Origin of the sequence: Mycobacterium sp. WUMAC-067, from assembly GCF_020217485.1 — a bacterium.
GTDB lineage: Bacteria > Actinomycetota > Actinomycetes > Mycobacteriales > Mycobacteriaceae > Mycobacterium.
On record NZ_JAEKMI010000001.1, the window covers coordinates 39,404 to 52,449 of the forward strand.

13 protein-coding genes are annotated in these 13,046 nt (G+C 69.8%); 4 read left to right on the plus strand and 9 right to left on the minus strand.

Annotation, left to right across the window (positions count from 1 at the left end):
• Positions 1-13: 13 nt before the first annotated feature.
• Positions 14-1,348 carry a PQQ-binding-like beta-propeller repeat protein gene (locus tag JF781_RS00200; protein ID WP_225326528.1) on the plus strand — a complete coding sequence of 445 codons (1,335 nt, stop codon included), beginning with the start codon at positions 14-16 and terminating at the stop codon, positions 1,346-1,348.
• Between the two features lie 18 nt (positions 1,349-1,366).
• Positions 1,367-1,753 carry a hypothetical protein gene (locus tag JF781_RS00205; RefSeq protein ID WP_374109650.1) on the plus strand — a complete coding sequence of 129 codons (387 nt, stop codon included), beginning with the start codon at positions 1,367-1,369 and terminating at the stop codon, positions 1,751-1,753.
• 4 nt (positions 1,754-1,757) lie between these two features.
• Here the strand turns inward: JF781_RS00205 and JF781_RS00210 are convergent, their stop codons facing one another.
• The 8 genes from JF781_RS00210 to ctaD form a co-directional block, all read right to left on the minus strand.
• Positions 1,758-2,441, minus strand: a complete 684-nt coding sequence (locus JF781_RS00210) for an esterase (protein WP_225326527.1) — start codon at positions 2,439-2,441, stop codon at positions 1,758-1,760.
• A gap of 73 nt (positions 2,442-2,514) precedes the next feature.
• Positions 2,515-3,753, minus strand: coding sequence for a class I SAM-dependent methyltransferase (locus tag JF781_RS00215; protein ID WP_225326590.1), 1,239 nt, complete (start codon positions 3,751-3,753; stop codon positions 2,515-2,517).
• Positions 3,711-4,682, minus strand: a complete 972-nt coding sequence (locus JF781_RS00220; protein WP_225326526.1) for a class I SAM-dependent methyltransferase — start codon at positions 4,680-4,682, stop codon at positions 3,711-3,713. Before JF781_RS00220 ends, JF781_RS00215 begins: the two co-directional genes overlap by 43 nt.
• 10 nt (positions 4,683-4,692) lie before the next feature.
• Positions 4,693-5,457 (minus strand): enoyl-CoA hydratase, encoded by a 765-nt coding sequence (locus JF781_RS00225; protein WP_225326525.1) that lies wholly within the window; start codon positions 5,455-5,457, stop codon positions 4,693-4,695.
• Positions 5,454-6,284 (minus strand): NUDIX hydrolase, encoded by an 831-nt coding sequence (locus JF781_RS00230; RefSeq protein WP_225326524.1) that lies wholly within the window; start codon positions 6,282-6,284, stop codon positions 5,454-5,456. Before JF781_RS00230 ends, JF781_RS00225 begins: the two co-directional genes overlap by 4 nt.
• The gene (locus tag JF781_RS00235) at positions 6,281-7,123 is read right to left on the minus strand and encodes an ABC transporter ATP-binding protein (RefSeq protein WP_225326523.1); all 843 of its coding nucleotides are present in this window, start codon (positions 7,121-7,123) and stop codon (positions 6,281-6,283) included. Before JF781_RS00235 ends, JF781_RS00230 begins: the two co-directional genes overlap by 4 nt.
• Before the next feature lie 61 nt (positions 7,124-7,184).
• A complete protein-coding gene (gene serB / locus JF781_RS00240; RefSeq protein ID WP_225326522.1) occupies positions 7,185-8,423 on the minus strand; it encodes a phosphoserine phosphatase SerB in 1,239 nt (412 codons plus the stop codon).
• Between the two features lie 24 nt (positions 8,424-8,447).
• Positions 8,448-10,193 carry a cytochrome c oxidase subunit I gene (gene ctaD / locus JF781_RS00245; RefSeq protein WP_225326521.1) on the minus strand — a complete coding sequence of 582 codons (1,746 nt, stop codon included), beginning with the start codon at positions 10,191-10,193 and terminating at the stop codon, positions 8,448-8,450.
• A 230-nt stretch (positions 10,194-10,423) separates the two neighbouring features.
• On the opposite strand from ctaD, the gene JF781_RS00250 reads away from it, so the two are divergent.
• Both JF781_RS00250 and JF781_RS00255 read left to right on the plus strand, forming a co-directional pair.
• Positions 10,424-11,542 (plus strand): iron-siderophore ABC transporter substrate-binding protein, encoded by a 1,119-nt coding sequence (locus JF781_RS00250; RefSeq protein WP_225326520.1) that lies wholly within the window; start codon positions 10,424-10,426, stop codon positions 11,540-11,542.
• A 106-nt stretch (positions 11,543-11,648) separates the two neighbouring features.
• Positions 11,649-12,689, plus strand: coding sequence for an NAD(P)-dependent alcohol dehydrogenase (locus tag JF781_RS00255; RefSeq protein ID WP_225326519.1), 1,041 nt, complete (start codon positions 11,649-11,651; stop codon positions 12,687-12,689).
• 4 nt (positions 12,690-12,693) lie between these two features.
• On the opposite strand, the gene JF781_RS00260 is transcribed toward JF781_RS00255, so the two are convergent.
• On the minus strand, positions 12,694-13,044 hold the full coding sequence (locus JF781_RS00260; protein ID WP_225326589.1) for a DUF3349 domain-containing protein: 351 nt from the start codon (positions 13,042-13,044) through the stop codon (positions 12,694-12,696).
• Positions 13,045-13,046: the final 2 nt, after the last annotated feature.

The window sequence follows — 13,046 nt, forward strand, 5'->3', positions numbered from 1 at the left end:
CCCTGGGAAGGACTTGGAAACCGACGTGCTTGCGCGACAACTCGTCAGTGGGCTTCGGCGTTGCTCATCCGCGCTGCTGGCGGCGGCGCTCACGGCCGTGGCCAGCGGCTGCGGCAACACCGACTCCTGGGTGGACGCGTCGGCCGCGCAGGGTTGGCCGGCGCAATACGCCGACGCCGCCAATAGCAGCTACACCGCCACCGGCGGGGCCACCAAGCTGTCGTTGCAGTGGACCCGCTCGGTCAAGGGCAGCCTGGCGGCCGGACCGGCGCTCAGCGCGCGCGGCTATCTGGCACTGAACGCCCAGACCTCGGCGGGGTGCTCGCTGATGGAGTGGGAGAACAACCACAACGGGCGGCAGCGCTGGTGTGTGCGGTTGTTCCAGGGCGGCGGCTTCGGCGGCCCGCTGCTCGACGGGTTCGACAACGTGTACGTCGGCCAGCCCGGAGCGTTCCTGTCTTTCCCGGTGACCCAGTGGACGCGGTGGCGCCAGCCGGTGATCGGCATGCCCACGACGCCGCGGTTCCTGGGCAACGGCGAGTTGCTCGTCGCCACGCACCTGGGGCAGGTGCTGGTGTTCGACGCCCATCGCGGCCAGGTGGTGAGCAGCCCGCTCGATCTGGTGGACGGTATCGATCCCACCGATGCGACGCGCGGGCTCGCCGATTGCGCACCGGCCCGCCAGGGCTGCCCGGTGGCCGCGGCCCCCGCCTTCTCGGCGGCCAACGGGATGGCGGTGCTCGGCGTCTGGCAGCCGGGCGCGCCGGCCGCGGTTCTGGTGGGCCTGAAGTACCACCCGGGGCAGACCCCGCTGCTGACCAAGGAGTGGACGAGCGACGCCGTGGGCGCGGGCGCGATCGCCAGCCCGGTGCTCTCGGCCGACGGGTCGACCGTCTACGTCAACGGCCGCGACCAGCGCCTGTGGGCGCTGCGCACCGCGGACGCGAAGGTGAAGTGGTCGGTGCCGCTGGGATTTCTGGCGCAGACTCCCCCGGCGATCACTCCGCAGGGGCTGATCGTCTCCGGCGGTGGGCCCGACACGCGGCTGGTCGCGTTCAAGGACGCGGGCGATCACGCCGATCAGGTGTGGCGCCGCGACGACGCCGTCCCCCTGTCGTCGTCGAGCCTGGCGGGGGCCGGGGTCGGCTACACGGTGGTCAGCGGGCCGCCCGCCAACGGCGCGCCCGGGATGTCGGTGTTGGTCTTCGATCCGGGTGACGGCCACACGCTGAACAGCTATCCGCTGCCGGCGGCCACCGGGTATCCGCTGGGGGTTGCCGTCGGCACCGACCGGCGGGTGGTGGCCGCCACCAGCGACGGTCAGGTCTACGGTTTCGCGCCGGCCTGACCGGGACATACTCCTGGAGTGCCGATCGACGACCCCACAGCAGCGGACGCCGCGACCACCACAGCGGAGGGCCGGCAGGTCAGCACGCCGGATATCGTGGCGACGCTCGTCTTGCTGGTCATCCATGGGGCCCTCTACGGAGCGAGCTTTGTGGTGCTGGGCCTGCTGGTGATGAGCACGGACCCGTGCGGCTATCAGAAGTGCGGCGATCCCGCCTGGATCGACCGGGCCATGAACCTGGGCACCTGGGGCGGGGCCGCCCTCTTGATCGCCGACGTCGTGGTCGCCGTGTACCTGCTGGTGTGCCGGAGAAGGGCGTTCTTCGTGCCGATCATCGGTTGCGTCGCGCAGGTGGCATTGGCGGCCCTGGCCGTGGCGATGGAATTGCGGGCCGGACCCGTTTGAGCGCTCAGATGGCCAGCGGCGGGATGGCGCTGCGGGGCACCTGGGCCTGGGCGGGCCCGCCGAACGCCGGCAGCATCTCGCCGGGGGCGAAGTAGAAGATCAGCTGATCGTCGGTGATGGCGAAGTTCTGATAGTGCGACGGGTCATGCCCCGTCGACGGCAAAATCGCAGCGCCCAAAGGGGTTTGACGTTCCAAGTCGCGCTGGACGATCGGGAAGATGGCGTCCAGCGGCGTCGCGCCCGGGGGAAACAGGTTGTCGAACGTGATGGGCTGCTTCGTGCCGAGGTTGTAGTTGAACGCCTTGTACCAGGTCGATGAACGCGTTCCCCCGACGTCCTGAAAGAACTTGAGCACCACGCTGCGGGTGTTGTGCGGCGGCTGGCCGGCGCTGCGCTGGTCGGTGGTGGCCTCCAGCTGGTAGGGCTGGTCACGACCCCCGGAACTCTGCGCGACGTTGACGAAGCCGTCCCGGTTTTGGGTGATGTAGTCGGTCAGCGCCTGTTGGTCCGGGTAGTCGGTGGGAAACGTCATGGTGAGCATGTAGTTGGCGCCGGTGGCGTGCACACGACACATCTGGTCGGCCTCGACGGTGCCGCCCAGGCTCGCGCAGGACGGCGGCGCGGCGGCGGCCGGCCAGCCCACCAAGACCGCCGGCGCGAGCAGCGCAGCGGCTATCAGATAACGCATCGTGGAATTGTCCTCGCAAACTAGCCAGGGCGGGGTGTGACCGGAAAAGTAACCGCCGCCAGCGTACCCGGCGCTACCGGGACGCCCGGCAAACGAACGCCATCGCGCGACCGGAGGCGCGTGCACCGATGCGGGTGATGACCACCGACAGCGGTCGGTCGCCGCGCAGCCGCATCCGTTTGCGCAACGCGTCAGGGTCCACCCGCACCCCGCGGACCAATACCTCCAACGACCCGCAGTCCAGCGCCGACAACGCCTGCCGGAGCCGTCGTTCGTCGAAGACCAGCTGCTCGATCACCTCGAAGCCTCGCACCGCGGCCGGCAGCCGATCGCCCGAGAGATAGGCGATGTCGGGATCGAGCTGCCACAGCCCGTGCCGCGCGCCGTAGTGGCGCACCAGCCCGGCCCGGACCACCGCGCCGTCCGGGTCGACGATCCACCGCCCGACCGGCCGCACCGGGCAGTCATCGGGGTCGGCGTCGGTGAGCTGCTCGTCGCGGTCGAGGACGCTCGCCCGCCGGGTGACGCCGGGCCGCGCCAGCCCCGCCGACCACAGACACGCTTCCCGCACCGAGCCGCGATAGGACGTCACCTCGATCTCTCCGTCGAACCCGAGGCGACGAACCTCGTCGAAATCGATTCCCGGAGCGCACTTTACGGCGAAATCCCGATCACGGTAGGCGTCGAGCAACGCGGCCAGCCCGGGCTGATAGTCGTCGATGCGCAGGCGCCGCCGCCCCTGCGCACGTCGCGAAGGATCGACGACGAGCACGGCGTCGCGGGTGACCGGGTGCAGCGCGTCGGCGCGGCAGAGCCCCACCGGCCCCAGGTTGTGGCGGGCCATGGCCAGCCGCACGGAGTCGAGATCGCTGCCCACCGCCGTGATCCCGCGGCCGCGCAGCGCGGCCAGCTCGGTGCCGATCGAACAGGTCGCGTCGTGCACCACGACGTCCGGTCCGCCCTCGGCCAGCCGCCCGGCCCGGTGCAGCGCCACCGGCGCGGCGGTGGCTTGCTGCAGCGCCTCGTCGGTGAACAGCCAGTCCGACACCGCGAAGCCCGGCCCGCTCAGTTTCTCCACGGCGCGGCGGCGCAACAGGACCGTCTCCACCAGCACCGCCGCCCGGTCGCCGAAGTGGGCGCGGGCCGCGGCGACGTCGGCGACCCGGGTGGCGTCCGTCAGCTCGAGTTCGGCGACGGTCGCCAGCGCCGCGGCGCCGGCTTGCGACCGCAGGTAGCCGACATCGTCGGCGCTGAACCGCAGCCCACCGCTCAGGAGGGTTTGACCCCGGTCACCATCACGTTGTAGAACCAGCCCTTCGGCACCACGCGCCGCCACACGTTGGCGTCCGCCCAGCTCAGGGCTTTCCAGCCGTTGAAGGCGAATTTCGCCCAGCCCCACCCCAGCCGCCCGGCCGGCACCGACGCCTCGAAGGTGCGCACCGGCCAACCGAACATCGCGGCGGTGAACTCCTCGCTGACGGTCCGCACCTCGGTGGCGCCGGCGTTGGCGGCCATCCGCTCCAGGTCACCGGGCGTGAAGGTGTGCAGGTCGACGATGGCCTCCAGCGCCGCGGCCCGGGAGGATTCATCGAGCTCGGCCTGCGGGCGCCGCCAGCTGCCCAGGCCGGGCAGCTTGGTGACGTTGGTGGCGATCCGCCAGGTCAGCGTGGACAGCTCGCGGGCGTAGACGTCGCCGGCGCTGGTCGGTTCGCCGGCAAAGACGAACCGTCCGCCCGGGCGCAGCACCCGGATCACCTCGCGCAGCGACAGCTCGACGTCGGGAATGTGGTGCAGCACGGCGTGCCCGACGACCAGGTCGAAGGTGTTGTCTTCATACGGGATGCCCTCGGCGTCGGCGACCCGGCCGTCGATGTCCAGGCCCAGGGACTGCCCGTTGCGGGTGGCGACCTTGACCATGCCCGGCGACAGGTCGGTCACCGACCCGCGGCGCGCGACCCCGGACTGGATCAGGTTCAGCAGGAAAAAGCCTGTGCCACAGCCCAATTCGAGGGCCCGGTCGTACGGCAGGTCACGGAGCACCTCGTCGGGCACGATGGCGTCGAAACGGCCGCGCGCGTAGTCGATGCAGCGCTGGTCATAGGAGATCGACCACTTCTCGTCATAGGTTTCGGCCTCCCAGTCGTGGTAGAGGACCTGGGCCAGCTTGCTGTCGTGCCGGGCGGCCTCCACCTGTTCGGCGGTGGCGTGAGGCGTCGGCACGGCGTCGGTCGAACTCGTCATGCAGGGCAGCCTAACGGCCGCCGGGATCCGCCCGATCGCCACCGCCCTGACCAGCGGAGAACACCTCGGCGTAGCGGCGGCGTTCGGCGGCGAGGCGCTCGGGGCGCCCCAGGTCGAACACGTCGTTGATTCCGGCCTTGGCGGCGGCCAGCGCGTGCCGCGGACCCTCGAGGAAACGGCGCGCCCATCCCGCGGCGGCGTCGTACACGTCATCGGGGGCCACCATTTCGTCGATGAGGTTCAACGCCAGGGCCTCTTCGGCGTCGAAGAATCGCCCGCTGAACACCAGCTCCTTGGCCTTGCTGGCCCCGGCGGCCCGGGTCAGGCGGGCCATCGCGTCGCCGCCGGGCACCAGCCCGGCCAGGATTTCGGTCGCGCCGAACTTCACGTTGTCACCGCTGATGCGCCAATCGGCGGCCAGCGCCAGCGTGAGCCCGGCGCCCAACGCGTAGCCGGTGATGGCCGCCACGGTCGGCTTGGGGATGGCTGCGACCGCGTCGATGGCCTCCTGCCGGACCCGGGCCGCGGTCTCGGCTTCGGCACCCCGCAGCGTGCGCAGTTCGGGCATGTCGTCGCCGGCGGAGAAAATCTCGTGGCCGCCGAACAGGATGACGGCCGCGACATCGTCGCGCCGCCCCAATTCCTCGGCCGCCGCGACGACCTCGCGGTAGACCTGGCGGGTCATCGCGTTGGTCGGGGGCCGCGACAGCAGCAGCATGGCCAGCCCGGCGTCCTGCGAGCCGTCGCTGACCACGACGCTGACGAACTCGCTCAATGCCGCCACCCCAGCCCGCCCGCTTCCCGCGCCTGGTGGTAGCGGTCGGAATCGAAGAACTCGAAAACCCAGTTGTCGCCCTGGATCTCGAGGTGCGGCTGCACCGGGACGATCTGGCGTTCCACGGCCAGCACCTCGGCGACGGTCCGCCCGGCCAGCGAGTCCAGCTGCGTCCACGTTGGCGGCAGCAGGAAGCTGCGACCGGCCGAGAAGTCGGCGATGGCCGCCTCCGGCGTCGTCCAGCCCGCGCGGTCGGATTCGGTGTTCTCACCGTCGGCGAGCTGCCCCTCCGGCAGGGCCCCCACGAAGAAATAGGTGTCGTAGCGGCGGGTGCGCTCGGCCTCCGGGGTGACCCAGTTGGCCCACGGCCGCAACAGGTCCGAGCGCAGCTCCAGCTTCTCGCGCCGCAAGAAGTCCGCGAACGACAACGTCCCGTCGGCCAGGGCCCGGCGGGCGTCGCCGTACACCGACGCGTCACCGACGATACTGTCCGGCGCCGCACGGCCCTGGCCCGCCGGGCCGGCAAACAGCACCCCGGATTCCTCGAAGGTCTCGCGGGCCGCGGCGCAGACCAGCGCCTCGGCCAGGTCGGGTTCGATGCCGAAGCGCTGCGCCCACCACTCCGGCGCCGGTCCGGCCCATGCGATATCGGCGTTGCGGTCGCGGTCGTCGACGCCGCCGCCGGGGAACACCATCGTCCCCGCGGCGAACTCCATCTTGGCGTGCCGGCGCATCAGGAAGACGCCCAGTCCGGGGCCCGTGTCGCGGACCAGCATCACGGTCGCCGCCGGCCTGGGGACGAGCGGGGTTTCCTCGGGTGACGTCATAGCTGCCTCCGGTGGGCTGCGCGGGTGCGGACTCGCCGCGCGAAGTAGCGCCCGTCGACGACGTCGAGGGCGATCGCTTGGCCGAAAGCGGTGGACAGATTCTCCGCGGTCAGCACGTCGGTGAGCAGTCCCGCGGCCACCACCTCGCCTTCGGCGAGCAGCATGCAGTGACTGAACCCGGGCGGGATCTCCTCGACGTGATGGGTGACCAGCACCAGCGCGGGCGCGTCCGGGTCGGCGGCCAGGTCGGCCAGGCGCGCCACCAGCTCCTCGCGCCCGCCCAGGTCCAGGCCGGCGGCGGGCTCGTCGAGCAGCAGCAGTTCGGGGTCGGTCATCAGCGCGCGGGCGATCAGCACCCGCTTGCGTTCGCCTTCCGACAGCGTGCCGTAGGTGCGGTCCGCCAGATGCTCGGCGCCGAGGCTCTCCAGCATGTCGATCGCCCGGCGGTAGTCGACGTCTTCGTAGCGCTCGCGCCACCTGCCCAGCACCGCGTAGCCGGCGGAGACGACGAGATCGCGCACCACCTCGTCGCCGGGCACGCGCTGCGCCAGCGCCGAGGAACTGAGGCCGATGCGGGAACGCAACTCCGTCACGTCGACCCGGCCCAGCCGCTCACCGAGCACGAAAGCCACGCCGGACGAGGGATGTTCGGCCGCCGCGGCGATCCGCAGCAGCGACGTCTTGCCCGCCCCGTTGGGCCCGACGATGACCCAGCGCTCGTCGAGTTCGACCGCCCAATCCAGCGGCCCGACCAGGACGTTGCCGCCGCGCTGGAGCGACACCTCGCGCAACTCGATCAGCAGATCGGGGTCGGCTGCCTCGCTTCCGTTTTCGGGCACCCGACCATCGTGCCGTACCGCGACGCCCGAATCCCTGCCGGGTCGCCGGCTCCCGCCGCCGCTACGACTCGGGCGGGATTTCCACCCGGCGCACCTCGCCGTCGACCGCATCGGCGGCCTCGATTTCGCCCCGGGTGATGCCCAGCAGGAACAGCACCGTGTCCAGGTAGGGGTGGCTCAACGACGCGTCGGCCACTTCACGCAGCGCCGGCTTGGCGTTGAACGCGATCCCCAGCCCGGCGGCGGCCAGCATGTCGATGTCGTTGGCGCCGTCGCCCACGGCGACGGTCTGCGCCATCGGGACCCCGGCATGCTGCGCGAATTCCCTTAGCGCCGTGGCCTTTCCGGCCCGGTCGACGATGGGACCGATCACGCGGCCGGTGAGGGTGCCGTCGACGATCTCCAGCTCGTTGGCGGCGACGTAGTCCAGCATCAGCTCCTCGGCCAGCGGCTCGATGATCCGGCGGAAACCCCCGGACACCACGCCGCACGCGTAACCCAACCGCCGCAGCGTCCGCAGCGTGGTCCGCGCCCCCGGCATCAGCTCCAGCTGGTCGGCGACCTCGTCGATCACCGTCGCGGGCAAGCCCGCCAGCGTCGCGACCCGCTGCTCGAGCGACTGGGCGAAGTCCAGCTCGCCGCGCATCGCGGCGTCGGTGATCGCGGCGACCTTGCCCTCGGCACCCGCCCTCGCCGCCAGCATCTCGATGACCTCGCCCTGCACCAGCGTCGAGTCCACGTCGAACACGATGAGCCGCTTGGCCCGCCGTTCCAGCGTGAAGTCCTCGACGGCGACGTCGACGTGCTCCTCGCTGGACACCCGGTTCAGCGCGGTCCGCAGCCGGCCGTCGGCACCGGGCGGCACCGAGACCCGCAACTCCAAGCCGGTCACCGGATAATCCGAGACGCCGCGAATCAGGTCGATGTTGACGCCCAGCGCGGCCACCTCGCGGGCCACCGCGCCGAACGCCCCGGCCGTGATGGGCCGGCCCAGCACGAAAATGGTGTGCGTCGAGGGGTCCCGGATGATCGGCACGTCGTCGCTGCGCTCGATGCTGACGTCCAGGCCCACCTTGTGGATGGCCGACTCGACATCGTGACGCAGTTCGGCGCCGTCGGCGACGGCCGCCGGGCAGCACACCAGCACGCCGAGCGTCAGGCGGTGCCGGATCACCACCTGTTCGACATTGAGCAGCTCGACCCCGTGCCGCGACAGCGCCTCGAAGAGGGACGCGGTCACGCCCGGTTGGTCCACGCCGGTGACGGTGATCAGCACCGACACCTTGGGTGGTGAGTTCACTCCCAACAGCCGCCCGTCAGGCCATCAGCTGCGAACCTGGACGTCGTCCAGCCTGGTGACGTCCTTGTCCGCGGGCCCGTGCGCCCGGCCCACATGCGCCTCGGCGCGCAGCCGCTCCACCATGTGCGGGTAGTGCAACTCGAATGCCGGGCGCTCCGAACGGATTCGGGGCAGCTCGGTGAAGTTGTGCCGGGGCGGCGGGCAGCTGGTCGCCCATTCCAGGGAGTTGCCGTAGCCCCATGGGTCATCGACGGTGACGACCTCGCCGTAGCGCCAGCTCTTGAAGACGTTCCAGACGAACGGGAACATCGAGGCGCCCAGGATGAAGGCGCCCACCGTCGAGGCGATGTTGTAGGGCTGGAAGCCGTCGCTGGGCAGGTAGTCGGCGTAGCGGCGGGGCATGCCCAGGTCACCCAGCCAGTGCTGCACCAGGAACGTGGTGTGGAACCCGATGAACGTCAACCAGAAGTGCAGCTTGCCCAGCCGCTCGTCGAGCAGCCGGCCGGTCATCTTCGGGAACCAGAAATAGATGCCCGCATACGTCGCGAACACGATGGTGCCGAACAGCACGTAGTGGAAGTGGGCGACGACGAAGTAGCTGTCGGTGACGTGGAAGTCCAGCGGCGGGCTGGCCAGCAGCACGCCGGTCAGGCCACCGAGCAGGAAGGTGAGTAGGAAGCCGATCGAAAACAGCATCGGCGTCTCAAAGGTCAACTGCCCCTTCCACATCGTGCCGATCCAGTTGAAGAACTTGATCCCGGTGGGCACCGCGATCAGGTACGTCATGAACGAAAAGAACGGCAGCAGAACGGCTCCGGTGGCGAACATGTGGTGCGCCCACACCGCGACCGACAGGGCGGCGATCGACAGGGTCGCGTACACCAGCGTGGTGTAGCCGAAGACCGGCTTGCGCGAGAACACCGGGAAGATCTCGGTGACGATCCCGAAGAACGGTAGGGCGATGATGTACACCTCGGGATGGCCGAAGAACCAGAACAGGTGTTGCCACAACAGGACTCCGCCGTTGGACGCGTCGTAGATATGAGCGCCCAGGTGACGGTCGGCGGCCAGCCCGAACAGCGCCGCGGTCAGGATCGGGAACGCGATCAGGATCAGGATCGAGGTCACCAGGATGTTCCAGGTGAAGATCGGCATCCGGAACATCGTCATGCCGGGCGCGCGCATGCACACCACGGTGGTGATCATGTTTACCCCACCCAGGATGGTGCCCAGACCGGCGAGGATCAGCCCGGTGATCCACAGGTCTCCCCCGGCGCCGGGCGAGTGGACGGCGTCAGACAGCGGCGTGTAGGCGGTCCAGCCGAAGTCGGCGGCCCCGCCCGGGACGATGAAGCCGGACGCCGCGATCAGCCCGCCGAACAGGAACAACCAGTACGAGAAGGCGTTCAGCCGCGGGAACGCCACGTCGGGCGCGCCGATCTGCAGCGGCAGCACCAGGTTGGCGAATCCGAACACCACCGGGGTGGCGTACAGCAGGAGCATGATCGTGCCGTGCATGGTGAACAGCTGGTTGAACTGCTCGTTGGACAGGAACTGCAGCCCGGGAGCGGCCAGCTCGGTGCGCATCAGCAACGCCATCAGCCCGCCGATGAAGAAGAAGGCGAAGCAGGTGACGGTGTACATCACGCCGATCAGCTTGTGATCGGTGGTCGTGATCAGTTTGTAGACGAGGTTCCCTTTGGGGCCCATGCGGTCCGGGTACGGACGAACGGCCTCGAGTTCTCCCAAAGGGGGCGCTTCGGCTGTCAACAGCTTCTCCAAACATCCGGATCGGACACTGGCCCAACATCACTATTGAGAGGAATCTTAGCCGTCGATCATGGCGACGTCAGGGCTGGTCCTACAAACTGTCGTAAACGCGTCGGCGGTGCGGCGTGTCCTTCGGCGCGGCGCCGGCAGGGGTCGATGGTGGCGACCCGCTTCGCCCGGCTCCGCCGCGCTCGCGATCGCCACGCGGGCCGGATGTTAGCGTCTGACGCGTGTTGTTCGGCGTGATCAGACCCGCCCGGCTGGCCTCCCGGATAGCTGTTGCCACCGCGGTGACGGCGGCGGTCGTCGCGGCGTGCGCCGGCTGCGGATCCGACAAGCGCGCCGCCACGCCGCCGGCCCGTTCGCTGATCACCCCCACCACGCAGATCGCGGGGGCCGGCGTGCTGGGAAACGACCGCCGGCCTGACGATTCGTGCGCCCGCGACGCCGCCGAGGCCGACGCGGGCGCCGCGAAGCGGCGCGTCCACAACGCCGCCGGGGTCGAGCCGGACGTGGTGCAGGTGCCCGCCGACCCGCGGCGCATCGTGGTGCTCTCCGGCGACCAGCTCGACGCGTTGTGCGCGCTGGGCCTGCAATCGCGGGTGGTCGCCGCCGCGTTGCCGGACGGTTCGCCGGGTCAGCCCCCGTATTTGGGTGGTGCGGTGCACGGTGTGCCCGGCGCGGGGACGCGGTCGCACCCGGACGTGAAGGCGATCGAGGCCGCCCACCCCGACCTGATCCTGGGCTCCCAGGGGTTGACGCCCACGTTGTATCCGCAGCTGGCGGCGATCGCCCCCACGGTGTTCACCGGCGCACCGGGCGCAGCCTGGGAGGACAACCTGCGCGCCGTCGGCGCCGCCACCGCGCGCGGCACCGCGATGGACGCGTTGCTCAGCGGGTTTGCGCAACGGGCCACCGACGTGGGCGCGCGGCATGACGCCTCCCACTTTCAGGCGTCGATCGTGCAGCTGACCACCGGGACGATCCGGGTCTACGGCGGCAACAACTTCCCGGCCAGCGTGCTCGGGTCGGTCGGCGTGGACCGGCCGGCCGCGCAGCGGTTCACCGACAAGCCCTACGTCGAGATCGGCGCCACCGACGCGGATCTCGCGAAGGACCAGGATCTGTCGATCGCCGACGCCGACGTGGTGTACCTGTCGTGCGCCTCCCCGGCGGCCGCCGATCGGGCCGCCACGGTCCTCGACAGCGGCCCGTGGCGCAAGCTGTCCGCCAACCGCGACAACCGGGTCTATGTCGTCAACGACGAGATCTGGCAAACCGGCGAGGGGTTGATCGCGGCCCGCGGCATCGTCGACGACCTGCGCCTGATGAACGCCCCCATCAACTGACGCCGGGCACGGTCGTCGGAACGTGATGTTCACCCCGATAGTTGGCGGAAGAACGTTACCCTAGCTAAAATTTTGGTCGAAGCCATCAGACCGAAGAGGGAAATTCATGCGCACTGTTTCGGCATACGCCGCCACGTCGGCGACCGAACCGCTGACCAAGACCACCATCGAGCGGCGCGACCCGGGCCCGCGCGACGTGGCCATCGACATCAAGTTCGCCGGCATCTGCCACTCCGACATCCACACGGCCAAAGGCGAATGGGGCACACCGAATTACCCCGTGGTCGTGGGCCACGAGATCGCCGGCGTCGTGACCGAGGTCGGCGCCGAGGTCACCAAGTTCAAGGTGGGCGACCACGTCGGCGTGGGTTGCATGGTGAACTCCTGCGGCCAGTGCAGCAGCTGCGACGCCGGGCTCGAGCAGTACTGCAAGAACGGCGCGACCTTCACCTACAACTCGATCGACAAGGACGGCACGTCGACACAGGGCGGCTACAGCCAGGCGGTCGTCGTCGACGAGAACTTCGTCTTGCGCATCCCCGACTCGCTGCCGCTGGACAAGGCGGCGCCGCTGCTGTGCGCCGGCATCACGCTGTTCTCACCGCTGCGGCACTGGAAGGCCGGGCCCGCCACGCGACTGGCGATCATCGGCCTGGGCGGTCTGGGGCACATGGGCGTCAAGCTGGGCGCGGCGATGGGCGCCGAGGTCACCGTGCTGTCGCAGTCGCTGAAGAAGATGGAAGACGGGCTGCGGTTGGGCGCCAAGCATTACTACGCCACCGCCGACCGCGAGACCTTCAAGAAGTTGCGCAGCAGCTTCGACCTGATGCTCAACACCGTCTCGGCGAACCTGAATCTCAACGACTACCTGAGCCTGCTCGACGTCGACGGCACCCTCGTCGAATTGGGCATCCCCGAGCACCCCATGGAGGTGGGGGCGTTCCCGCTGGCGCTGGCGCGCCGCAGCCTGTCCGGGTCGAACATCGGCGGGATCGCCGAGACCCAGGAGATGCTGGACTTCTGCGCCGAACACAACGTCACGCCCGAAATCGAGGTCATCGACCCCGACTACATCAACGAGGCGTACGAGCGCGTCCTGGCCAGCGACGTCCGCTACCGCTTCGTCATCGACATCTCGAAGCTGTAGCGGCTCAGGAAACCGTGTTGGGGGCCGGTTCGGGCTTGCCGTTGGCCGCGCCGGGGTCCTCGGCCGCGTCGGTCGGGTGCGTGATGCCCGCCAGCGGCCAACCCGCGGCGGCCAGCCGGGCCGCCACCCGCGCGATGTTCTCCGGACCGGCGTCGTAGTGGGTCATGTCGGAGATGAAATCGGCGATGACGTCGCGGTTGATCTCGTCGCCCGGCTTGGTTTCCTCGTCAATCGCGTCGACGACTTCCTTGATCTGATCCTCGGTCAGGGGCGTGCTGCGCAGCAGCTCCAACAGCGGGACGCGATCGGGTCCGGGAACGCCGTCGGGGTAGCCGCATTGCAGCCACTGGATCACCG

Coding starts and splice junctions, on each gene's coding strand:
- JF781_RS00210 (WP_225326527.1), bottom strand. CDS start 2,441: ATGCGTTATCTGATAGCCGCTGCGCTGCTCGCGCCGGCGGTCTTGGTG.
- JF781_RS00220 (WP_225326526.1), bottom strand. CDS start 4,682: ATGACGAGTTCGACCGACGCCGTGCCGACGCCTCACGCCACCGCCGAA.
- JF781_RS00230 (WP_225326524.1), bottom strand. CDS start 6,284: ATGACGTCACCCGAGGAAACCCCGCTCGTCCCCAGGCCGGCGGCGACC.
- JF781_RS00255 (WP_225326519.1), top strand. CDS start 11,649: ATGCGCACTGTTTCGGCATACGCCGCCACGTCGGCGACCGAACCGCTG.